This is a genomic window from Pectobacterium carotovorum (assembly GCF_900129615.1).
GTDB classification, from domain to species: domain Bacteria; phylum Pseudomonadota; class Gammaproteobacteria; order Enterobacterales; family Enterobacteriaceae; genus Pectobacterium; species Pectobacterium carotovorum.
The window spans coordinates 727,202-749,595 of the sequence record NZ_FQWI01000001.1 but is presented as its reverse complement, the minus strand read 5'-3'; the positions used below and the strand labels follow the sequence as shown (position 1 = coordinate 749,595).

At 53.6% G+C, this 22,394-nt stretch carries 18 protein-coding genes; 15 read left to right on the top strand and 3 right to left on the bottom strand.

Translation table 11 applies throughout. The features are described 5' to 3' along the window. The first annotated feature begins 48 nt into the window (after nt 1-48). A complete protein-coding gene (gene pdxY / locus BUB06_RS03230; protein WP_039471679.1) occupies nt 49-909 on the top strand; it encodes a pyridoxal kinase PdxY in 861 nt (286 codons plus the stop codon). 38 nt (nt 910-947) lie between these two features. Here the strand turns inward: pdxY and gstA are convergent, their stop codons facing one another. Then, nucleotides 948-1,556: a glutathione transferase GstA gene (gene gstA / locus BUB06_RS03225; protein WP_010276635.1), complete on the bottom strand. Its 609-nt coding sequence runs from the start codon at nt 1,554-1,556 to the stop codon at nt 948-950. A gap of 854 nt (nt 1,557-2,410) precedes the next feature. Here gstA and BUB06_RS03220 point away from each other — a divergent pair. From BUB06_RS03220 to BUB06_RS03210, 3 genes are all read left to right on the top strand, one after another. Continuing rightward, nucleotides 2,411-3,715: a dicarboxylate/amino acid:cation symporter gene (locus BUB06_RS03220; RefSeq protein WP_039471681.1), complete on the top strand. Its 1,305-nt coding sequence runs from the start codon at nt 2,411-2,413 to the stop codon at nt 3,713-3,715. 343 nt (nt 3,716-4,058) lie between these two features. Then, entirely contained in the window at nt 4,059-6,731 is a 2,673-nt protein-coding gene (gene acnA, locus BUB06_RS03215; RefSeq protein ID WP_039471683.1) for an aconitate hydratase AcnA, read from the top strand. A 304-nt stretch (nt 6,732-7,035) separates the two neighbouring features. Then, a complete protein-coding gene (locus BUB06_RS03210) occupies nt 7,036-8,670 on the top strand; it encodes an ABC transporter substrate-binding protein (RefSeq protein ID WP_039471685.1) in 1,635 nt (544 codons plus the stop codon). Nucleotides 8,671-8,742: 72 nt separating this feature from the next. On the opposite strand, the gene ribA is transcribed toward BUB06_RS03210, so the two are convergent. Next, nucleotides 8,743-9,336 (bottom strand): GTP cyclohydrolase II, encoded by a 594-nt coding sequence (gene ribA / locus BUB06_RS03205; protein ID WP_039471687.1) that lies wholly within the window; start codon nt 9,334-9,336, stop codon nt 8,743-8,745. Nucleotides 9,337-9,628: 292 nt separating this feature from the next. Between ribA and pgpB the strand changes: the two genes are divergently transcribed. From pgpB to BUB06_RS03160, 9 genes are all read left to right on the top strand, one after another. Then, nucleotides 9,629-10,405 carry a phosphatidylglycerophosphatase B gene (pgpB, locus tag BUB06_RS03200; RefSeq protein WP_039471689.1) on the top strand — a complete coding sequence of 259 codons (777 nt, stop codon included), beginning with the start codon at nt 9,629-9,631 and terminating at the stop codon, nt 10,403-10,405. 327 nt (nt 10,406-10,732) lie between these two features. Further along, on the top strand, nt 10,733-11,674 hold the full coding sequence (locus BUB06_RS03195) for a D-ribose ABC transporter substrate-binding protein (protein WP_039471691.1): 942 nt from the start codon (nt 10,733-10,735) through the stop codon (nt 11,672-11,674). A 44-nt stretch (nt 11,675-11,718) separates the two neighbouring features. Next, nucleotides 11,719-12,351: a DUF2291 family protein gene (locus BUB06_RS03190; RefSeq protein WP_039471693.1), complete on the top strand. Its 633-nt coding sequence runs from the start codon at nt 11,719-11,721 to the stop codon at nt 12,349-12,351. Further along, nucleotides 12,351-13,904 (top strand): sugar ABC transporter ATP-binding protein, encoded by a 1,554-nt coding sequence (locus BUB06_RS03185; RefSeq protein ID WP_039471695.1) that lies wholly within the window; start codon nt 12,351-12,353, stop codon nt 13,902-13,904. Before BUB06_RS03190 ends, BUB06_RS03185 begins: the two co-directional genes overlap by 1 nt. Before the next feature lies 1 nt (nt 13,905). Beyond that, a complete protein-coding gene (locus BUB06_RS03180) occupies nt 13,906-15,003 on the top strand; it encodes an ABC transporter permease (RefSeq protein ID WP_039471697.1) in 1,098 nt (365 codons plus the stop codon). Nucleotides 15,004-15,165: 162 nt separating this feature from the next. Beyond that, the gene (locus tag BUB06_RS03175) at nt 15,166-15,996 is read left to right on the top strand and encodes a transketolase (RefSeq protein ID WP_010302336.1); all 831 of its coding nucleotides are present in this window, start codon (nt 15,166-15,168) and stop codon (nt 15,994-15,996) included. After that, nucleotides 15,989-16,933 carry a transketolase family protein gene (locus BUB06_RS03170; RefSeq protein WP_039471699.1) on the top strand — a complete coding sequence of 315 codons (945 nt, stop codon included), beginning with the start codon at nt 15,989-15,991 and terminating at the stop codon, nt 16,931-16,933. Before BUB06_RS03175 ends, BUB06_RS03170 begins: the two co-directional genes overlap by 8 nt. A gap of 2 nt (nt 16,934-16,935) precedes the next feature. Next, nucleotides 16,936-18,432, top strand: coding sequence for an FGGY-family carbohydrate kinase (locus BUB06_RS03165; protein WP_039471968.1), 1,497 nt, complete (start codon nt 16,936-16,938; stop codon nt 18,430-18,432). Between the two features lie 230 nt (nt 18,433-18,662). Continuing rightward, nucleotides 18,663-19,661, top strand: a complete 999-nt coding sequence (locus BUB06_RS03160) for a sugar phosphate isomerase/epimerase family protein (protein WP_029368836.1) — start codon at nt 18,663-18,665, stop codon at nt 19,659-19,661. Nucleotides 19,662-19,749: 88 nt separating this feature from the next. On the opposite strand, the gene BUB06_RS03155 is transcribed toward BUB06_RS03160, so the two are convergent. Further along, nucleotides 19,750-20,694, bottom strand: a complete 945-nt coding sequence (locus tag BUB06_RS03155) for a sugar-binding transcriptional regulator (RefSeq protein ID WP_039471701.1) — start codon at nt 20,692-20,694, stop codon at nt 19,750-19,752. A gap of 184 nt (nt 20,695-20,878) precedes the next feature. Between BUB06_RS03155 and BUB06_RS03150 the strand changes: the two genes are divergently transcribed. Together BUB06_RS03150 and lapB are read left to right on the top strand one after the other, a co-directional pair. Then, nucleotides 20,879-21,184 carry a LapA family protein gene (locus BUB06_RS03150; RefSeq protein ID WP_010276674.1) on the top strand — a complete coding sequence of 102 codons (306 nt, stop codon included), beginning with the start codon at nt 20,879-20,881 and terminating at the stop codon, nt 21,182-21,184. A 12-nt stretch (nt 21,185-21,196) separates the two neighbouring features. After that, nucleotides 21,197-22,366: a lipopolysaccharide assembly protein LapB gene (lapB, locus tag BUB06_RS03145; RefSeq protein ID WP_039471704.1), complete on the top strand. Its 1,170-nt coding sequence runs from the start codon at nt 21,197-21,199 to the stop codon at nt 22,364-22,366. Nucleotides 22,367-22,394 lie beyond the last annotated feature (28 nt).

Below are 22,394 nucleotides of genomic sequence, written 5' to 3'. Positions count from 1 at the left end.
TTGTAAGTTGAGGCGCACAGGCGCTGGCAAGGATCTGAGTCATAGCTAATGAAAAATATACTTTCCATCCAATCACATGTCGTTTTTGGTCATGCCGGTAACAGCGCGGCAGAGTTTCCGATGCGTCGGATGGGCGCAAACGTTTGGCCGTTGAATACGGTGCAGTTCTCTAACCATACCCAATACGGTCACTGGACAGGGTGTGTGATGCCAGCCAGCCACCTGACCGACGTGGTGCAGGGAATTGCGAATATCGACAAACTGAAGACCTGTAATGCGGTGTTGAGCGGCTATATCGGCTCCGCCGAGCAAGGGGAACATATTCTGGGTATTGTTCGTCAGGTGAAAGCGGCTAATCCTGATGCGCTGTATTTCTGCGATCCAGTGATGGGTACGCCGGAGAAAGGTTGTATCGTTGCGCCCGGCGTGTCTGATTTCCACTGCCAGCAGTCGCTGCTAGCGGCCGACATTATTGCGCCGAATCTGCCTGAACTGGAACTGCTTGGCGGTCGTACCGTGCATAACGTGACGGAAGCCGTAGAGACTGCGCGTGCGCTGTGTGCAAAAGGGCCAAAAATCGTTCTGGTGAAGCACCTTAGCCGAGCGGCCACGCGTGAAGATAGCTTTGAAATGCTGCTGGTGACGCCGACGGATGCCTGGCACATCAGCCGCCCGCTGGTAGAGTTTGAACGTCAACCAGTAGGCGTGGGCGATTTGACCAGTGGATTACTGTTGGTGAACTTGCTGAAGGGTGTAGCGTTGGATAAAGCCTTGGAGCACACCACGGCGGCGGTCTATGAAGTCATGCTGGTGACGAAAGAGATGAATGAGTATGAGCTACAGCTGGTTGCGGCTCAGGATGGGATTGCCAATCCGCGTCATCACTTCCAGGCGATTCGCCTGTCGTAAAACGTATAACGCCCCGAATACCGGGGCGTTATTGCATGTTAGCCTTTCAACCTTTCAACCTTAAGCGCGGTAACGACGGAAGGGCGCTCGGCAATATGGTCGAGGTAAGCCGCCAGCGCAGGGTAGCGGAACATATCCAGTTTTAGCGACTGCGCCCAGCGCATTACGGTAAACAGATACGCATCGGCGATACTGAAGCGGTTGGCGACCAGATAGTTCTGTTCACTTAACACCAGATTGATATAACGGAATTTGACCTGCAAATACTCCATCAGTAGCTCTTTATACGTTTCCGGCGTACCAGGACGGAAGAGCGGCGTAAACGTTTTGTGCAGTTCCGCAGAGATGTAATTCAGCCATTCGAGTGTATGGTAGCGCGCCATGCTGCCGGTAGGAGCGATAAGGTTACAGTGTGGAACCAGATCGGCAATGTACTCGGCGATAGCGACACCTTCAGTCAGAACAGACCCGTCATCTAGCTCTAACGCGGGCACCATCCCTTTCGGGTTGATGAACGTATAGTCGGTGCCACGCTCTGTCTTTTTCGTGCGCAGATTGACCTTCTCCAGCTTGAATTCCAATTTGGATTCGATCAAAACAATGTGTGTAAAAAGAGAACTGCTTTCAGCTTTGTAAAACAGTTTCATGGAAACCCCTTCCTATTATTATTTTTCCATCAACACATGCGCTGATGATTGTTGAATAACGGCATGTGGTTTTTTTACAACAAAACGTAACGGGAGAGTGTGAGGCCTCTTGCAAAATACTCCTTATGTATGATTTCCGCGTGAAATTTTGGCGATTTTTGCGGTGCAAAACCAAATTTTTATACGTCATTCTGGGGCGATCTTGCTGATTTTAACGAAGACGATTGATAAAGCTATGTAGCATGTGACCTAGGCCGCTTTTGGCTGGGGTAGAAACAGCAGCGTTACGGATTGTGAGGACAACTTCTGGGCGCGATAGGCAGAGGGGAGAAAGGATAGGTCTGGGAGGCGTTTTTCGACGCATGATTTATAGCGGTTAATTAATCATTACTAAATCTCTTGATAAGAAAAATTTCATTAGTGACTGATTTCGTATTTTTCATGATAACGTCGATTTAAGTTATTCCCCATGGTTAGCGTCTAATGGATATTTAAAAGAAAAATAGGAAAAGGTATGAAGGGGAATTATTTCAAAGTGAAGTTGATTACACTACCCCTTTATTTATCGCATGTAATAAAGGAGGGGTAGTTATGTCAAAAGGTTTCCGTAGCGCGTACGCAATATTAATGCATGGCGATATTTCCAATTATACGTTACGTCTCGTCGACATTTCTTCCATCACGGATAGAAAAGTAAATACGCTTCCCGAGTAACTATTATCATCACATCAAGACACAGAGAATACGCCGAAAAAAATCGGATAAGCCATAAGTTGCTTACGCCATTGCGTTAGGCGACTCATGTTTGCTAATAATGCGTATTGTCTGATTCTATTCATTATCATGAGGTTACTATGAAAAAGAACAGGTTATTGTTTTTTATAGCCTTGGCTATTCTTCTTGGGATTATTGTCGGCGGGGCCTGTCATGCTTTATTAACGGCGCAGGAAGCCAAAGAGGTCGTATCCTACTTTAATTTAGTGACCGATGTTTTTCTGCGCCTGATAAAAATGATCATTGCGCCATTGGTCTTCGCCACATTGGTCTCCGGACTTGCTAGCATGGGGAATTCTTCTTCTGTCGGCCGAATAGGGCTGAAGGCGATGGTGTGGTTTATTTGTTCTTCCGTGGTCTCCCTTTTTATTGGCATGATGTTAGCCAATATCTTCGAGCCAGGCGTTGGAATGAATCTCGCCATTCCCAGTACGCCAATAGCGGTAGAGACCGGCGTGAATACCGGTGGCTTTACACTGAAAAGTTTCATTGCCCATATATTTCCACGTAGCATCGTCGAAGCGATGGCGAATAACGAAATATTGCAGATTTTGGTGTTCTCTATGTTCTTCGGTTCCGCGCTGGCTTTTGTGAAAGGCCAGAATAAACATGCCGTCACGATGGAATCGATGATAGAGGAACTGGCGAAAGTGATGTTCCGAGTGACGGACTATGTCATGCGGTTAGCGCCTCTTGCAGTATTTTCCTCGTTGGCGTCGTCTATTACGACCGAAGGCCTGGGGCTGCTCCTCGACTTTGGCAAGGTGATTGGTGAGTTCTACCTTGGGCTGGCGTTGCTATGGGGACTTATGTTCGGGGCTGGCGCGCTGTTCCTCGGTAAGAAAGCAACCTGGGGCCTGATCAAACTGCTGCGCGAACCCAGTATGCTGGCATTTGCCACCGCCAGTAGCGAAGCGGCTTACCCGAAAACGATGGAAGCGCTGAGCGAATTCGGCGTTCCCAAAAAAATCACCAGCTTCGTACTCCCGTTGGGGTATTCCTTTAACCTTGTCGGCTCCATGATCTATCAGGCTTTCGCCATTCTGTTTATCGCGCAGGCTTACAATATCCATTTAAGCCTGACGGAGCAGACTCTGATTCTGCTGACGCTGATGATCACCAGTAAAGGTATGGCCGGCGTGGCACGCGCCGCGGTCGTGGTGGTCGCTGCCACCTTGCCGATGTTCAGCTTACCCGAAGCGGGCATTTTGCTGATTATTGGTATCGATCAGTTCCTGGATATGGGCCGCACGGCGACCAATGTGATTGGTAACGGTATGGCGACCGCAGTTGTTGCCAAACTGGAACGAAACCATGACCTGGAAGAGCGAGACCATGACCATGCCGACGAAGAAGCACCGGTGATGGCAGCCGGGAATGTCTAAATTAACGTCAGGTTAATACACTGGGACAGACGGCCTTCGGGCCGTTTTTCTCTTCTCTCTTCTCTCTTCTCTCTTCTCTCTTCTCTCTTCTCTCTTCTCTCTTCTCCTCGCTCTCTTCCGTACGTTATCGTGACTGCTTTCCATCTCCTGCACGTCCCCATTGGCATTCATTCTGATTTGCCTCTTTTCAATAGCTAACGGCTATCGCTGCATTCATATCGCATTGTTGCAAAAACGTTATTTTTTGTTTGTGTTATCTTTAAATAAGACCGCAAGCTCAGGCTGGTTATTCATTAATCGCCCGATGCAGAATAACGAATAGCAAGTTAATTTGGGAGGAAGCATGTCATCACACCTTCGCGACACTTGTCTGGACACACTGACGGTACAGAAGCAGATTTACCATTACTACAGCCTGCCGAAGGCGGCGAAAACGCTTGGGAACATCGATAAATTACCGAAATCGCTCAAGGTGCTGCTGGAGAATTTGTTGCGTCATCAGGACGGCGACACGGTAGAGCAGGACGATCTTCAGGCGGTCGTCGACTGGCTGAAAACGGGTCACGTTGACCGGGAAATTGCCTATCGTCCCGCGCGCGTCTTGATGCAGGACTTTACCGGCGTGCCTGCCGTGGTCGATCTGGCGGCGATGCGAGCGGCGGTGAAACGGCTGGGCGGCGATGTGAATAAGGTGAACCCGCTGTCGCCGGTCGATCTGGTTATTGACCACTCGGTGACGGTGGACCACTTCGGCGATCGTCAGGCGCTCACAGATAACACGCAGCTCGAAATGGCGCGTAACCGTGAGCGTTATGAGTTTTTGCGCTGGGGGCAAAATGCTTTTAGCTACTTCAGCGTCGTGCCACCGGGAACCGGGATTTGCCATCAGGTGAATCTGGAATATCTCGCCAAGGCCATCTGGTACGAAAAGCAGGGCGACAAACAGTTTGCCTATCCTGATACGCTGGTAGGAACCGATTCGCATACCACGATGATTAACGGTTTAGGCGTGCTCGGCTGGGGCGTCGGCGGGATAGAGGCTGAGGCAGCGATGCTGGGGCAGCCTGTTTCGATGCTGATCCCCAATGTGGTCGGCGTCAAGCTAAGCGGCAAGATGCGCGAAGGGATCACGGCAACCGATCTGGTCCTGACGGTCACGCAGATGCTGCGTAAACACGGCGTGGTCGGTAAGTTTGTGGAATTTTACGGTGATGGATTGGATTCGCTGCCGCTGGCGGATCGTGCGACCATCGCCAATATGGCACCGGAATATGGCGCGACCTGTGGCTTCTTCCCTATCGACCAAATTACGCTGGATTACATGCGCTTGACCAACCGTGCAGAAGAACAAATTGCGCTGGTGGAAGCCTACAGTAAGCAGCAGGGGCTGTGGCGTAATGCGGGTGATGAACCGGTATTTACCAGCCAGCTTGCGCTGGATTTGGCAACGGTGGAAACCAGCCTGGCAGGGCCGAAACGCCCGCAGGATCGTGTGCCTTTAGCGGGTGTACCGGAAGCCTTTAAAGCCAGCCGGGAGCTGGAAGTCAGCACGGTGAAGAACCGTTCTGACTATGAAGAATTCACGCTGGAAGGCGAGACGCACCGTTTACAGCAGGGTGCCGTCGTGATCGCCGCGATCACGTCCTGCACCAATACCTCCAACCCGAGCGTGCTGATGACGGCCGGACTGCTGGCGAAAAATGCCGTCGAGCGCGGTCTGAAAACCAAGCCGTGGGTTAAGACCTCGCTGGCACCGGGCTCGCGGGTCGTAACGGATTACTATGCCAAAGCGGGATTGACGCCGTTCCTCGACGAACTGGGGTTCAATCTGGTGGGCTACGGCTGTACCACCTGTATCGGTAACTCCGGCCCGCTGCCGGATGCGATTGAAGCGGCGATAAAAGAAGGCGATCTGACAGTTGGCGCCGTGCTGTCAGGCAACCGCAACTTTGAAGGTCGTATTCATCCGCTGGTGAAGACGAACTGGCTGGCATCGCCGCCGCTGGTGGTCGCGTATGCGCTGGCGGGGAATATGAACGTCGATCTGACGCAAGAACCGTTGGGTGAAGATCGTGACGGGAAAGCCGTCTACCTAAAAGATATCTGGCCGTCGACTAAAGCGGTGGCGGACGCAGTATTGAACGTCAGCGCTGGCATGTTCCACAAACAGTATGCCGCCGTGTTTGAAGGCACGCAGGAGTGGCAAGATATCGAGGTCGACAACAACCCCACCTATCAATGGCCGGAAGAGTCGACCTATATTCGCCAGACGCCTTTCTTCCTGGACATGGGAAAAGAACCTGAGCCAGTTCAGGATATCCACAATGCACGTATTCTGGCGATGCTGGGCGATTCGGTCACAACGGACCATATCTCACCAGCAGGCAACATCAAGCGCGATAGCCCGGCAGGAAAATATTTGCTGGAGCGCGGCGTCGAAACGGCGGAATTCAACTCTTACGGTTCACGGCGCGGTAACCACGAAGTGATGATGCGCGGGACGTTTGCCAACATCCGTATCCGTAATGAAATGGTGCCGGGTAAAGAGGGTGGCTATACCCGCCACATCCCGTCGCAGAATGAGATGACGATCTATGATGCGGCGATGCGTTACAAGGACGACAATGTCCCGCTGGCGCTGTTTGCTGGTAAAGAGTATGGCTCCGGCTCCAGCCGTGACTGGGCCGCGAAAGGTCCGCGTTTGCTGGGTGTCCGCGTGGTGATTGCCGAATCGTTCGAACGTATTCACCGTTCTAACCTGATCGGGATGGGGATTCTGCCGCTGGAGTTTCCTGACGGCGTGACGCGTAAAACGCTGAAACTCACCGGGGACGAGCAGATTTCAATTACGGGATTAAATCAGCTGACGCCGGGGGCAACGGTCGAGGTGAACATCACTGATGCTGATGGCAATACGCAGACGATCAAGACCCGTTGCCGCATCGACACCCGCAACGAACTGACCTACTACCAGAACGACGGCATTCTGCACTACGTTATCCGCAATATGCTGTAGAACTACTTTCTCTCTGAGCCCTGCCGCGCTGGTGCATGCTTTCCTCCGCACCAGCGCACGTTTTCCCACATTAAACTCTTGTATCCTCAGGCGAATTATGGTTATGTTGTAGTGATGCTAACTACATGGGGAATAAGTAAAAATTATTGCCCAGCCATGTCCTCATCGTTCAGGTTGCAAGACAACACGCCGTCGTCTTGACTCGGTGCCGCGTGGACTTTCCATGAGCAAGCCCCAGACGAGACGAGCGAGGCACTCTTGCCAATGTAGCTTGAAGGATGACAGAGATATAACAGGAGGTTATATGAATGAGTTGATCAAAAAACGCTTTAAACATTCGCTGCTGCTTCTCACGCTGTGTGCAACAGGGGCGATGACATCGGCTTTTGCGGCACAGGTCCCTGCTGGGACGGCGCTGGCGGAAAAGCAAGAGCTGGTGCGAGGCAATGGGTCAGAACCTGCCTCATTGGACCCGCATAAGGTGGAAAGCGATGTCGAAGGCCACATTATCAATGACTTCTTCGATAATCTGGTACGTGTGGGCGATGACGGTACCATTCAGCCGCGATTGGCCGAGCGCTGGGATAATAAAGACAATACGGTGTGGACATTCCACCTGCGGCCTGATGCCAAATGGTCCGATGGTTCACCAATTACTGCGGATGATGTGGTTTATAGCTGGCGACGCCTTAGCGACCCTAAAACGCTGTCGCCTTACGGCACCTACGTTGCCAGTATGTATGTGAAGAACGCGGCGGATATTCTGGCGGGCAAGAAAGCGCCGGATTCGCTGGGTGTGAAAGCCTTGGATAGTCGCACGGTTGAAGTCACGCTGGAACACCCGCTGTCGTATTTCCTGGAAATGTCGGCGTACCATATTCTGGTCCCACTGCCGAAAGCGGTTCTCGAAAAACACCCTGATAACTGGACGCAGGTCGGGAATTTTGTCAGCAGCGGCCCCTATACGCTGAGCGAATGGGTGGTTAACGAACGGATCGTCGGCAAGCGCAATAGCCAGTATTGGAATAACGCGCATACCGTGATTAACAAAGTGACGTACCTGCCGATCAGCTCGCAGGCGGCGGAGTTGAATCGCTATAAATCCGGCGAAATTGATGTCACGGGTATCTTGTCGCCGGTTCAATTTGCATCGTTGCAAAAAGAGTACCCACAGGAGGTGAAAGTTTCGCCGCTGCTGGCTACCTATTTCTATCGCTTCAATATGAAAAAAGCTCCTTTTGACGATCCCCGCGTCCGTCGCGCACTGGATCTCAGTTTGGATAAAAATATCATCGCAAACAACGTACTCGGTATGGGGCAGACACCCGCTTACAGTTTGATTCCTAAAAATGTAAGTGGCTTTCAGCGCAAGGATCCTGAGTGGGCAAACTGGACACAGCAACAGCGTAATGAGGAAGCGAAGAAACTGTTGAAAGAGGCTGGGTTTGATGAAAAACATCCGCTGAAATTCAACCTGCTTTACAACACCTCCGAATCGCATTTACGCGTGGCGATTGCTGCCAGTTCAATGTGGAAAAAGAATCTTGGGTTGGAAGTGACGCTGCAAAATCAGGAATGGAAAACGATGCTGGATACCGTACGTACCGGTAACTTTGAGGTGGTCAGACAGTCCTGGACGGGGGATTACAATGAAGCCAGTACGTTCTTGAATACTCTGGAAACGAATGACAGCAACAACAACGGTAAATTCAGTAATGCACAGTATGATGCGTTGTTGAAAAAAGCGCTGACGGTGAAGGATAAGCAGGAGAAAGAGGCGATTTATCAACAGGCCTCGGATATTTTAGATAACACGGTTCCATTACTGCCCATCTACTACTATGTTCAGCCACAGATGGTTAAGACCTATATTGGCGGTTTTTCTCCCAATGTGCGTGGTGATTATTACACGCAAGACATGTACATCCTCAAGCACTGATCCCAATAAAACAGCCGGTTAAAAACCGGCTGTGAGCATTGAAAGAAACGATCCTGACGCGAAACGGGATCGTTATTTCATATCCAGCAGGTGCCCCATTTTGGCGGCCTTGGTCGCCAGATAGTTCTCATTCTTCGGGTTGCGCCCGACGATTAATGGCACGCGCTCAACGATATTAATGCCTGCTTCGTTGAGTATTTTCACTTTCTGCGGGTTATTGGTCAGCAGGCGAACTTCATCAACATCCAGCAGCTTGAACATGTCAGCGCACAGCGTGAAATCGCGCTCGTCAGCGGCGAACCCAAGCTGATGGTTGGCTTCCACCGTATCGGCACCCTGATCCTGCAACGCATACGCGCGGATTTTATTGAGCAGCCCAATATTACGGCCTTCCTGACGGTGGTATAGCAGCACGCCGCGACCTTCTTCGGCGATGTGGCCCAATGCAGCCTCAAGCTGAAAACCACAATCACAGCGCAGGCTAAACAAGGCATCCCCTGTCAGGCACTCGGAATGCACGCGAGCAAGTACGGGAACTGAACCGGAAATATCACCATAGACCAATGCGAGGTGATCGTGACCCGTGGCGATCTCTTCAAAACCTACCATCAGAAAATCGCCCCACGGGGTGGGTAACTTGGCTTCCGCCACCCGTTTTAGCTGCATACTTTTCTCCAAAAAATCTGTATCCAAAAAAGCTGTGTCCAAAAAACCATGTTCAAAAAACAAGAATGCTGAGGCGAATCCTACTGCTGCCTATCGCGCTTGACCAGCAAAAAAGCCTGCTTAAGAACATCACAAAAATTGAATTACAACGTGGCCTTACCGCGGTTTGGTTTCAGGTTCGTTGACAGAACTGAGCGCTATTTTACGCCATACTGACAGTTCATGTCGGATTTTCTGATAGAATTGTGAAAGTTTTGTTGCAAGGCATCATGCTGAATTATGGGAAGAAATTATGTACGAAATTGCCAAACGAACCACCATTGGTGCAGCGCTATTACTGATTATGCCAATGATTATCTGGATGAGCGGTTGGCAGTGGCAACCGGAGTACGACGGGCTCTGGTTACGTGTACTCTTCTGGATTACAGAAACGGTGACATCGCCGTGGGGAATTTTGACCAGCATCGTGCTGGGTATCTGGTTTCTCTGGTGTCTGCGTTTTCGCCTGAAACCTGCGCTCGGCCTGCTGGTCATCATGGCGATTACGGTGCTGATTGGGCAGGGAATCAAATCGGCGATTAAAGAGTGGGTGCAGGAATCACGGCCCTATGTGGTCTGGCTGGAGAAAAATCATCAGGTGGACGACAGCTATTTCTATTCGCTGCCGCGCAAGGAGCGCTCGGAACTGGTGAAAACGCAATTGCAGGACCAAACGCAGATTCCACAGTGGCTGCGCAGCCACTGGCAGTTTGAAACCGGCTTTGCTTTCCCCTCCGGCCACACCATGTTTGCCGCAACCTGGGCGCTGCTGGGCGTCGGGCTGTTGTGGGCGCGTCGGCATTATAAAACGGTGGTGATCTTGATGCTCTGGGCCAGCGGCGTGATGGGCAGCCGTCTGGTACTCGGCATGCATTGGCCGCAGGATTTGGTGGTGGCGACGTTAATTAGCTGGCTGCTGGTGGTGGTGGCCAGTTGGCTGGCGCAGCGCTGGTGCGGCCCGCTCTCGCTCCAGTATGAAGAAATCAAAGAACAGGCGGAGGAGGATGCCGCCGAAAATAAATCCTCGTAGCCCGTGAGTTGTGGTTCCCGTTGTAGGTTGTACGCCATAGATAATCCCCTGTAGCACGTACCCTGCGGATGGCATTCGTCATCCGCATTTTTTATGTCGGAACTCCTTGTCGGTCACCCCGTGGGCCGTTGCTGACGCAACGTTAAAAATTTCTCCTGTCTCTGTTTCTTCCCGATTCTCACCGCTATCGCCTCGCGCAAAATGTAAACAATTTGTGAGCTGCTTCGCTATTCCTGTTTTTGCTGTTGGACAATTTTTCGGTTGGTTGTAAAACTTCATTTGAATGTTAATTCAATATTGAATATATATTCAAACAGGAGAATAACAATGAAACCTTACCGTCTGAAATCCTCCCTGCTGGCTATCATGCTTTCCTTCTCTGCCGGTGCGTTTGCCGCAGATAACGGGTTGATCGCCATTATTACCCCTTCACACGACAACCCGTTCTTTAAAGCGGAAGCCGAAGGCGCCAGAACCAAAGCCATCGAACTGGGTTACACCACGCTGGTGGCATCGCATGACGATGACGTCAGCAAACAAAATCAGCTGATTGAAACCGCCATTGCCCGCAAGGCGAAAGCCATCATTCTGGATAATGCTGGAGCCGATGCCACCATTGGCCCGTTGAAAAAGGCGAAAGCCGCTGGTATTCCCGCTTTCCTGATCGACCGGGAAATCAATGAAACCGGCGTGGCCGTGGCGCAGATCGTTTCCAATAACTATCAGGGCGCGCAACTCGGTGCGGAGAAATTCGTCGAGCTGATGGGGCAGAAAGGCAAGTACGTCGAGCTGATTGGCCGTGAGTCAGACACCAATGCGCACGTCCGTTCGCAGGGCTACCACGATGTAATCGACCAATATAGCGACATGAAGCGAGTCGCCAGACAAACGGCGAACTGGAGCCAGACGGAAGCCTTTACCCGTATGGAAGCCATCTTGCAGGCAAACCCTGATATCACTGGCGTGATTTCCGGCAACGACACCATGGCGCTAGGTGCCGAAGCGGCGCTGAAAGCGGCGGGGCGTCACGATGTGATTGTGGTGGGCTTTGACGGCAGCGACTACGTGCGTGATTCCATTATCAATAAAGGCAATATCAAGGCCACGGTGCTGCAACCCGGCTGGCAACAGGCGCAGATGGCGGTCGAACAGGCGGATTACTACCTGAAGAACGGCAAGGCACAGCACGAAGAAAAACAGCTGATGGACTGCATTCTGATCGACGAATCTAACGCGACCAAACTCAACACCTTTGCGTTGAAACCGTAATTAAGGCGACAGGAGCGTAAGCTCCTGCTGATAGAGGAGTCGTTATGCTGTTCGATGAACGATATCGCGCCTGCTGGGTTGGGCTCTGCGCCTTGCTGCTATCCGCCTGTACGGTGGTCGATCTGGATGAGAACGGTAAGCCGATCATTCCGGTCGACCCGGCTTCTGTGCCGGGCTATAGCACCATGACGCCAGAGAACATCGCGACAGCGCTGTGGCAGCCAACGCTGTTGCCAGCAGCGCAGCAGCAGGCATTGTCCTGGGATGAAGTGAAGCAAACGCAGGCAGCACTGGAGGATTCAGCGCGTAAAGCCGTCTACGCACGACTTCAGGGCACGGTCAGCGGGATTGACCGGGCAAGTCGTGAAGGGAAATTGATGCTTGATGTGCAAGGTGACGCCGTCACGCTCCAACTGGGGCCCATCGTCAAAGGCAATGCCATCCGCGATGCCGCTGGGTTTATTCGCTTTGATGACTTCAAAAATCAGGTTCAGTTTGCCCAACTGGCTCGCGCGTTGAATAACAAAGCGCTGGCATCGTTGCCGGAGCTGGATGCGGGCGTGCAGGGTAAGCCCGTTAACGTCCTGGCGGCGCTGGTGGTGACCAAACAGGGCATCAGCGAGGCGGTGCCGATGACGTTAAACCTGACCGACACGCGTAGCGGAGGGGCGAAATGATGGAAAAACCAGACGTCTCGCTACAGCCAGACGCAGTGAGCCGACCCGATATCGTCATGGCGACCCGCGGCATCACCATGCTGTTTCCCGGCACCAAAGCGCTGGATAACGTCGATTACAACGTTTATCGCGGCAAGGTCAACGTGATCATTGGTGAAAACGGGGCGGGTAAATCGACGCTGATGAAGATTCTGGCCGGCGTGCAGCAGCCGACGTCCGGCCAGATTTTGCTGAATGGCGAAGCCGTACGTATAGCAGATACCCGCGATGCGGCAGCGAAAGGCATCGGCATGGTGCATCAGGAACTTAACCTGTCCGAGAACCTGAGCGTGGCGGAGAACATCTTCCTGGGACGGGAACTGCAAAAGGGCGTTGCGCCTATCGATTATCTGGCGCAGGAGCGGATTGCGGCGGAGCTGATGGCGCGTCTCGATCAGGATATTTCGCCGCGCACCGAGGTCGCCAGCCTGAAAGTCGGCCAGCAACAACTGGTGGAAATTGCTAAAGCGCTGGCGGATCAGGCTGACATTCTGATTCTGGACGAACCGACCTCCGCGCTAAGCAAAACCGAAGTGGAGATTCTGTTTCGCGTGATCCGCGAGCTGACTCGCCAGAATGTTTCCATCATCTACATTTCGCACCGGCTGGAAGAACTGATGGCGATTGGTGACTACATCACCATCCTGCGAGATGGCTGCTTTCAGGCGGAAGCTGCGGTCAGCGATATCGACGTGCCGTGGATCGTGCGGGAAATGCTCGGCGGTGACCCTGTCACCAGCTTCCTGCATCCGGGCAGGACGTTCGGTGCGCCGATATTGGAAGCGGAGCACCTTACCTGTCTCAACGATGCCGGGCATCAGGTGGTTAATGATGTGTCGCTGATGGTGCGTGAAGGGGAAATTGTCGGCATTTACGGGCTGATGGGCGCGGGACGCACCGAACTCTTTGAGTGTCTGCTGGGTATTCAGAATGATTATCTGGGCAAGATTTATCTCGATAGCAAACCGGTGAATCCGCGTCTTTCTACCGCTCAGCGCATTCGTATGGGCATGAGTCTGGTGCCGGAAGATCGCAAAAAAACCGGCATCTTTCCGCTCTCGTCGGTGGCCTCCAATCTCACCATCGCCAGCCTGTGGCGGCGGCTGAAATACGGCATGGCGATCTTCCAGCGCCAGGAGCAGGAAGTGGTTGCCAGCACGATTGGGCAGTTGGCGATCAAAGTGTCTTCACCCGACGTCGAAATTCAGGCACTCAGTGGAGGCAATCAGCAAAAAGTGGTGATTGGTCGCTCGTTGCTGACCAGCCCCAAAGTGCTGTTACTGGACGAGCCAACGCGGGGCATTGATGTCGGTGCCAAGGCCGATGTGTTTGAAATGATGGTTGGGCTGTCCGAACAGGGCATCGGCGTGCTGTTTTCCACCTCGGATCTGAAAGAAATTATGGCGGTATCGGACCGCATTTTGGTGATGTCGAATGGCAAACTGACGGCGAATATTTCGCGTCAAGCGGCCAGCGAGTCGGCATTGGTTTCGGCAAGTGCACAAGGGTTCTGACATGAAAACGACTCACCTTCCGGCGGCGTCAGGCGCGCTATCACCGGGTAAGTTTGTACGCTCACGAGAGAGCATCCTGCTGTTGATTCTCAGGCTGCGCACGTTTATCGCGCTGTTCCTGATTTTGGGGTTCTTTGCCTTCACGGTGCCCGGTTTTTTGGCGACGGGTAGCCTGATCATCATGGTGAAGCACATTGCCATCAATGCGTTTCTGGCGCTGGGGATCACGTTTGTCATCATCACCGCGGGGATTGATCTGTCGATCGGCGCCACGCTGGGGCTGTGCGGCATGGTGGCGGGCTACATGATTACTCAGGGAATTGTGCTGCCGATGTTCGGCGTCGCGATTTTCCCCAGCGTGTGGGTCATCGTGCCTGTCGTGCTGCTGATTGGCGCGCTCATCGGGGCCATTAACGGCTGGATTATCACGCGGTATAACGTTGCGCCTTTTATTTGCACGCTCGGAACGATGTACATCGTGCGCGGGGCATCGATGCTGATTTCCGGCGGGGAGACGTTCCCCGGCTTGGGCGGTAACCCGCAGTTGGGCAACACCGGCTTTGAGCTGATTGGTTCTGCCACGATCCTGGGGCTACCGCTGGCTATCTGGCTGATGCTGGTGCTGGCTGTGGTGATTGCCTATGTGGCGCGTCGCCTGCCGTTCGGTCGCCATGTCTATGCGATTGGTGACAACGAACGTGCCGCTGAACTTTCCGGCGTCAAAGTGCGTCAGGTCAAAGTCTGGGTCTACACCATTTCCGGCTTCTGTGCGGCTATCGCGGGCATCGTGGTGTCCTCTCAACTGGTCGCCAGCCATCCGGCAACCGGCACCGCCTTTGAAATGAACGCGATCGCTGCCGTGGTACTCGGCGGAACGTCATTGGCGGGCGGGCGCGGCACGATTCTGGGCACGCTGATTGGCGCGTTTGTTATCGGGATTCTTGCCGACGGGCTGGTGATGATGGGCGTGAGTGAATTCTGGCAGATGGTGATTAAAGGTATCGTCATCATTGTGGCGGTGATTATCGACCAGATGCAAAACCGGATGCAGCACAAGGCCGCCATTGTGTCACAGAAGGCCGCGGTGGAAGGGACATAGTTAAGCGTAAATAGCAGCGGTTAAGCGTAACGAGCACGGGGGCGTTGAGTTGTGGCGAGAGCGATGTCGGTAGGCATACCGAGGCCCGATTTGAGCGCAATTTTTTTTGATTTGATATGAATAAATATTCGTTTTTGAGTAAAAATTCAAGCGAGGTGAAGTATGAATCCGTACGCATTATCGGTGGAGGCGTTGACGCATAAAGCCCGCGCCATTCGTCGCCGCATTATTCATCTGAATGCCAATAGCCCGGCTGGCGGGCACACGGGTGCCGATCTGTCACAGGTTGAGATTCTGACGGCGCTGTATTTTCGCATTCTGAACTGTGCACCGGATCGCCTTCAGGATCCGCAGCGGGATATTTACATTCAGTCAAAAGGTCATGCGGTCGGCGGTTATTACTGCTGTCTGGCGGAAGCGGGCTATTTCCCAGAAGCGTGGCTGGAGACCTATCAGCACCCCGATTCGCATTTGCCGGGGCATCCGGTTAAGCACAAGACGCCGGGGATTGAACTGAACACCGGTGCGCTGGGGCACGGGCTGCCGGTTGCCGTCGGTATTGCGCTGGCGGCGAAGCGCGATAACAGCCCGCGCCGGGTGTTCGTTCTGACGGGCGATGGTGAGCTGGCGGAAGGCAGCAACTGGGAAGCGGCGCTAGCGGCAGCGCATTACCAACTGGATAACCTGATCATCATCAATGACAAGAACAAGCTGCAACTGGCAGGGCCGACGAGTTCCATCATGAACACCGATCCGCTGGCGGAGAAGTGGCAGGCTTTTGGTTTAGAGGTCACGGAATGCGCGGGCAATGACATGCGTTCGGTGGTGGAAACGCTGGAGAATCTGCCGCGCAACGGCAAGCCGAACGTGGTGATTGCGAATACGGAGAAAGGCGCGGGCGTGTCGTTTATTCAGGGACGGGCTGAATGGCACCACCGGGTGCCGAAAGGCGAGGAAATTGCACTGGCGCTGGAGGAATTAAAAGATGAGTAACGCAGAACATCTGGCAACCGTCATGGTCGAGCAGTTCATTAAGGCCGTCGAACAGGGGATTGATTTAGTCCCGGTGTTGGCGGATTCAAGCTCAACGGCGAAGATTTCGCCTTTCATACAGCGTTTTCCTGACCGTATTGTCAACGTGGGGATTGCAGAACAAACCATGGTGGGGACGGCGGTAGGGCTGTCTATCGGTGGCAAGATTGCAGTGACCTGTAACGCAGCCCCGTTTTTGATCTCCCGCGCGAATGAACAGCTCAAAGTCGACGTCTGTTACAACAACAGCAACGTCAAACTGTTTGGGCTGAATGCGGGCTGTAGCTATGGTCCGCTCGCCAGCACGCACCACAGTATTGACGACATCGCGGTGCTGAGAGGGTTTGGCAATATTGAGATCTACGCGCCGTCTAGCCCGGAAGAGTGCCGCCAGATTATCGACTATGCGTTTGAACATCAGGGGCCGGTCTATATCCGCCTCGATGGTAAACCGCTGCCTGCCTTGCACGATGAGCAGTACCGCTTTGTGCCGGGGCAGATCGATGTGCTGCGCAAGGGGCGCGATATCACGCTGGTTGGGCTGGGGTCGACCGTGCATGAAATTGTGACGGCGGCTGAATTATTAGCAGAAAAAGGACTCGCTGCTACGGTGGTTAATCTTTCCTCTATCCGCCCGTGTAATACTCAGCAATTGCTTGAAATTCTGAGTGAAACACCTCGCGTTATCACAGTAGAAGAACATAACGTCAACGGCGGTGCAGGCAGTCTGGTAGCGGAAGTGCTGGCAGAAGCGGGCAGCGGAATTCCTCTCGTACGGTTAGGTATTCCCGACGGTCAATACGCGATTGCCGCCGATCGGAGCGCGATGCGGGCGCATCACGGGCTGGACGCGACGGGCATTGTCAACGCGGCACTGCGTCTTTGCCCGGGAGGCTGATGATGTTTACGCCGGTTATTTTGGCAATCGATGAAGGGACGACGAACGCTAAAGCGATTGCCGTCGATGAGCGGGGGCACATTCTGGCTAAAGCGGCGGTCGCTTTGCAGGTGACGCACCCGCAGCCGGGCAGAGCCGAGCAGGATGCGATGGCGATCTGGCGTGCGGTTTGTCAGGCGGCAGAAGCCTGCCTGTCGTCATTACACCGGGTTCAGGTGGTGGGGGTGGCGATCAGTAATCAGCGCGAGTCGGTGCTGATTTGGGACAGGCGAACCGGAAAGCCGCTGACGCCGTTAGTCAGTTGGCAAGATCGTCGCGCGGAGAAATTCTGTCAGGCCTTGCAGGGTAGTGCGGAGGCGCGCCTGATTGAATCCCGCACCGGGCTACAGGTTGATCCGCTTTTTCCCGCCGCCAAACTTCACGCCATGCTGGCGGAATTGCCGGACGGCGTTGCCCGCGCGATGCAGGGGGAACTGTGCATCGGAACGGTGGATTGCTGGCTTAACTGGCAATTTAGCGGCGGACGAGCGTATTCCACCGACTATTCCAATGCGGCGAGAACCCAGTTGTTCAATATCCACCGTGGCTGCTGGGATGAGGATCTGCTGGCGCTGTTCGGTATTCCCAGTGTGTGCCTACCTGCCGTTACGCCGTCCTCGGCGTTACACGGTCACACCGGTGTGACGGGCATTAGCGGGCTTGCCGCTGGTGTACCGATTGTGGCGCTGATTGGCGATTCTCATGCGGCGCTGTACGGTCAGGGTATCACCCAAAGCGGTGAAATCAAGGCGACATACGGCACCGGTTCGTCGCTAATGACGACCATCAACACGCCACATCAACAGGCTGAAGGGCTTAGCACCACGATTGCCTGGCACGATGGTGAAGTGCGCTACGCACTGGAAGGCAACATTACCCACACTGGGTCGGGATTTGCCTGGATTGGCCAGATGCTGGGCATCCCTTCTGTTACGCAACTGACCGAACTGGCGCTCAGCGCTGAGTCTAATCAGGGCGTTTTCTTCGTTCCTGCGTTATCTGGGCTGGGCGCGCCTTATTGGGATGTGCAAGCGCGTGGCCTGCTGTGCGGCCTATGCGACGCCACCACACCCGCCATCATCGCTCGTGCTGGGCTGGAAGCTATCGCGTATCAGATTGCCGATGTCTTTTTCGCGATGGAGCAGGCGTCGCAGGCCGCGTTACCCGCGCTGCGCGTCGACGGCGGCGCGACACAAAACCGCTGGCTGATGCAGTTTCAAGCCGATCTCTTACAACGCCCATTGATTCGCAACCATAACGCGGAAGTGTCGGCGCTGGGTGCGGCTTATCTGGGCGGAAAAATGCTGGGGTGGTGGGAACACAGCGAACAGATTGCCGCGCTGCCCAGAGAAGTCGAGATCATCGAGCCGTCGACGACTAATCACGCCATTTTGGAAAGCTATCAACAGTGGCGAACGGCGGTGGCGCGTGCGCGTCTGCGGCCTCATAACCATTTTTAACCGTAAGACATTTTTAGCAGTAAGAAAGGCTAGCAGTAAGAACCTATCCGATACGCAAGAAAGATATACCCGTCATACTTCAAGTTGCATGTGCGTTGGCTGCGTTCAGTCACCCGAATCACTTACCTGTGTAAGCTCATCGGGATTCCCTCGCTTGCCGCCTTCCTGAAACTCGAATTATTTAGGGTATAAGCAGCTCAATACCATTACAAATCAATGAGGTGACTTTTATGGCAACGTATACCTATCCAGAATTTGGTGCCGGTTTGTGGCATTTTGCGAATTATATCGACCGCTATGCTGTTGACGGTTACGGCCCAGCATTGAGCACGATCGATCAGATCAAAGCGGCGAAAGAGGTTGGCGAACTTTCTTATGTCGACTTGCCTTATCCCTTCACGCCGGGCGTGACGCTCAGTGAAGTGAAAGATGCGCTGAAAGATGCGGGACTGAAGGCGATTGGCATCACGCCGGAAATTTATCTGCAAAAATGGTCGCGCGGTGCGTTTACCAACCCCGATCCAGCGGCCCGAGCGGCGGCGTTTGAATTAATGCACGAATCTGCCGGTATTGTACGTGAGCTCGGTGCGAATTACGTCAAAGTCTGGCCAGGTCAGGATGGCTGGGATTATCCGTTCCAGGTCAGCCATAAAAACCTGTGGAAGCTGGCGGTTGATGGCATGCGCGATCTGGCGGGGGCTAACCCCGATGTGAAATTCGCTATTGAGTACAAGCCGCGTGAACCGCGCGTGAAAATGACCTGGGATTCTGCTGCGCGAACGCTGCTGGGCATTGAAGATATCGGGCTGGATAATGTGGGCGTGCTGCTGGACTTCGGCCATGCGCTGTATGGCGGCGAATCCCCAGCCGATTCTGCCCAGTTGATTATCGATCGCGGCCGGCTGTTCGGCATGGATGTGAATGATAACCTGCGCGGCTGGGATGACGATCTGGTGGTCGGCACCGTGCATATGACCGAGATTTTCGAATTCTTCTACGTGCTGAAAATCAACAACTGGCAGGGCGTCTGGCAGCTCGATCAGTTCCCGTTCCGTGAGAACCACGTTGAGGCGGCCCAGTTGTCTATCCGTTTCCTGAAACACATCTATCGCGCGCTGGATAAGCTGGACATCCCGGCGCTTCAGGCGGCGCAGGAAGCACAGAATCCGTTACAGGCGCAGCGGATTGTGCAGGATGCGCTGCTGTCATCCATTAACGTTAACGAGTAATTTCGTCACGGTTCGTCAGGCGCGGAGCAGGGGGGAGTTATCCTGCGCCTGACGTTACTCTTATTGCTCACCACGAGTGATGAGTACGTTAGATCAGCGTCTCGGCGGTTAATCGATCGGTAATCAACACATCAACGTAATGGCCGGTCAACGCGCCGCGAATCGCCGCACTTTTCTCGACACCGCCCGCCAGTGCCACTACGCGCGGACATTGACGTAGCTGCTGCAATGCCATACCAATCACCGGATCTTCGTCGTCCTGCAACACCGGTTCGCCTTCCGCATTGTAGTAATGCAGGCATAAATCGCCCACGGCGCCGCGTTCCGCCAGCTGTTGTAGCATCGCTTCGTGATAGTAGTTACCGGAATTTTTCAGCAGTTGCGACGGTTCCAGCACGCCGATCCCCACAAGTGCCAGACTCACCTCGCTGAATTTATCGACCACGTTGGAAACCTCATCGCTGGTCACCAAACGAGCGCGATCTTCTACCGACCGCTCGATGCTCTGCGCGGGCAAAAGGTAAGCGGGACAGCTGAGCTGATTGGCTAAGGTTTGCGTCAGAATCGTCGCCTGCACGTTGCCGTTTGGCCCCACGCCACCTAACAGCTGGATGACGCCCTGAGCCTTGACGCTTTGCGGATGCAGGCTGTCTACCATCGCCCGCAGCGTGCTGCTCCAGGATGAGATACCCACCAGATCGTCAGGACGGATACTGGTTTGGACATAGTGCGCGGCCGCAGAGCCAATCGCCTGCTTGATTTGCGTCAGCGTGGCGTTATCGGCGACATCCACCACGATAGCCTGATCGATGCCGTAGCGCTTCTGAATTGCCGCTTCCAGCCCCATGAACATGTTCGGGGGTTGAATTACGCTGATTTTGACCACACCTTCTTTAACACAGCGCGTGATAGCGCGGGAGACAAAAGACTGTGACAAATGGAGTGAGGCGGCAATTTCTGCTTGTTTCATCCCTTCGCTATAATAGAGCGTAGCGATCTTGACCAATAATCGCTGTTCGTCCTGCTTTGACATGACTTTTCCCCTTGCTGGCTTGCTGCTGTCATTTTTATTCAGCACAGAATAAATAACAAGCGTAGACGGCAGTAGAGCGCGGTTCTTGATTTCCTTGTCTGCATCGGACATGGTAATTTAATGGGGTTTGTCGCCAAAATTTGGCATAATTCATCCGGTTAATGGATATCACAGGAAGGACAATGTGAAATATTTGCTGATTTTTTTACTCGTGCTGGCGATATTCATCATTTCTGTCACACTGGGTGCGCACAACGATCAGGTTGTGACATTTAACTACCTGCTGGCACAGGGGGAGTATCGTATCTCCACGCTGCTCGCCACGCTGTTTGCCTTGGGTTTTGCCCTTGGCTGGGTTATCTGTGGTCTGTTTTATCTACGTCAGCGCATTGCGCTTGGCCGTGCACAGCGTAAAATCAAGCGTCTGGAACAACAGCTTTCTACCTCTACCGAGGAGAATGTGGCGCCAGTGCAGACGGTCACCCACTAAGGAATTTGCTCTATGTTAGAACTGCTGTTTCTGTTGCTGCCCGTGGCCGCCGCGTACGGCTGGTACATGGGTCGCAGAAGTGCGCAGCAGGACAAAGAGCAGGAATCCAACCGCCTGTCCCGTGAGTATGTCACTGGGGTTAACTTCCTGTTGTCCAACCAGCAGGATAAGGCGGTTGAGCTGTTCCTCGACATGCTCAAGGATGACAGCAACACCTTTGAAGCCCACCTCACGCTCGGTAACCTGTTCCGTTCGCGCGGCGAAGTTGACCGTGCGATTCGCATCCATCAGGCGCTGACTGAAAGCGCATCGTTAACCTTTGAACAACGTCTGCTGGCGGTGCAACAGCTGGGCCGTGACTACATGGCCGCCGGGCTGTATGACCGCGCTGAAGAAAGTTTCAACCAGTTGGTGGATGAAGAGGATTTTCGGCGCAGCGCCTTACAGCAGCTCTTGCAAATTCATCAGGCGACCAGCGATTGGCCGACGGCAATCGATGTGGCGGAAAAACTGGTCAAGATGGGAAAAGACCAGCTTCGCGTGGACATCGCGCATTTTTACTGTGAATTGGCGCTGTTGGCGATGGGCAGCGACGATCTGGATAAGGCGCTAACGCTCCTGAAAAAAGGGGCGACGGCGGACAGTCAATGCGCACGTGCGTCTATCATGATGGGGCGCATCTACATGGCGCAGCAGGATTATTCGCGTGCCGTGGAGGCCCTGCGACAGGTTCTCGATCAGGATAAAGAGCTGGTTAGCGAAACGCTGCCGATGCTGCAAGAGTGCTATCAGCATTTAGATAACCCTTTGGATTGGGCGAATTTCCTCAGACGCTGCGTAGAAGAAAATACCGGTGCGACGGCCGAATTGATGCTGGTCGACATCCTCGAAAGAGAAGAGGGAGCCGAAGTTGCACAGGCTTATATTAACCGCCAGCTTCAACGCCACCCCACGATGCGCGTGTTCCATCGCCTGATGGATTTTCACCTGCATGAAGCGGAAGACGGACGAACAAAAGAAAATCTTCAGGGATTGCGCGACATGGTGGGTGAACAGATTCGCACCAAACCCCGCTACAGCTGCCGCAAATGTGGCTTCACGTCACAATCACTCTATTGGCAATGTCCTTCCTGCCGCACTTGGGCCAGCATAAAGCCAATCCGTGGGCTCGATGGCCAGTAACGTCTCACTCGGTATCGCACGGATGTTC

What these genes read in the sequence shown, in the direction of transcription:
- acnA (WP_039471683.1), top strand. Translation starts at nt 4,059, where the DNA reads ATGTCATCACACCTTCGCGACACTTGTCTGGACACACTGACGGTACAG.
- BUB06_RS03210 (WP_039471685.1), top strand. Translation starts at nt 7,036, where the DNA reads ATGAATGAGTTGATCAAAAAACGCTTTAAACATTCGCTGCTGCTTCTC.
- ribA (WP_039471687.1), bottom strand. Translation starts at nt 9,336, where the DNA reads ATGCAGCTAAAACGGGTGGCGGAAGCCAAGTTACCCACCCCGTGGGGC.
- gstA (WP_010276635.1), bottom strand. Translation starts at nt 1,556, where the DNA reads ATGAAACTGTTTTACAAAGCTGAAAGCAGTTCTCTTTTTACACACATT.
- BUB06_RS03220 (WP_039471681.1), top strand. Translation starts at nt 2,411, where the DNA reads ATGAAAAAGAACAGGTTATTGTTTTTTATAGCCTTGGCTATTCTTCTT.
- BUB06_RS03165 (WP_039471968.1), top strand. Translation starts at nt 16,936, where the DNA reads ATGTTTACGCCGGTTATTTTGGCAATCGATGAAGGGACGACGAACGCT.
- BUB06_RS03180 (WP_039471697.1), top strand. Translation starts at nt 13,906, where the DNA reads ATGAAAACGACTCACCTTCCGGCGGCGTCAGGCGCGCTATCACCGGGT.
- pdxY (WP_039471679.1), top strand. Translation starts at nt 49, where the DNA reads ATGAAAAATATACTTTCCATCCAATCACATGTCGTTTTTGGTCATGCC.
- lapB (WP_039471704.1), top strand. Translation starts at nt 21,197, where the DNA reads ATGTTAGAACTGCTGTTTCTGTTGCTGCCCGTGGCCGCCGCGTACGGC.
- BUB06_RS03170 (WP_039471699.1), top strand. Translation starts at nt 15,989, where the DNA reads ATGAGTAACGCAGAACATCTGGCAACCGTCATGGTCGAGCAGTTCATT.
- BUB06_RS03185 (WP_039471695.1), top strand. Translation starts at nt 12,351, where the DNA reads ATGGAAAAACCAGACGTCTCGCTACAGCCAGACGCAGTGAGCCGACCC.
- BUB06_RS03155 (WP_039471701.1), bottom strand. Translation starts at nt 20,694, where the DNA reads ATGTCAAAGCAGGACGAACAGCGATTATTGGTCAAGATCGCTACGCTC.
- pgpB (WP_039471689.1), top strand. Translation starts at nt 9,629, where the DNA reads ATGTACGAAATTGCCAAACGAACCACCATTGGTGCAGCGCTATTACTG.
- BUB06_RS03190 (WP_039471693.1), top strand. Translation starts at nt 11,719, where the DNA reads ATGCTGTTCGATGAACGATATCGCGCCTGCTGGGTTGGGCTCTGCGCC.
- BUB06_RS03175 (WP_010302336.1), top strand. Translation starts at nt 15,166, where the DNA reads ATGAATCCGTACGCATTATCGGTGGAGGCGTTGACGCATAAAGCCCGC.
- BUB06_RS03160 (WP_029368836.1), top strand. Translation starts at nt 18,663, where the DNA reads ATGGCAACGTATACCTATCCAGAATTTGGTGCCGGTTTGTGGCATTTT.
- BUB06_RS03195 (WP_039471691.1), top strand. Translation starts at nt 10,733, where the DNA reads ATGAAACCTTACCGTCTGAAATCCTCCCTGCTGGCTATCATGCTTTCC.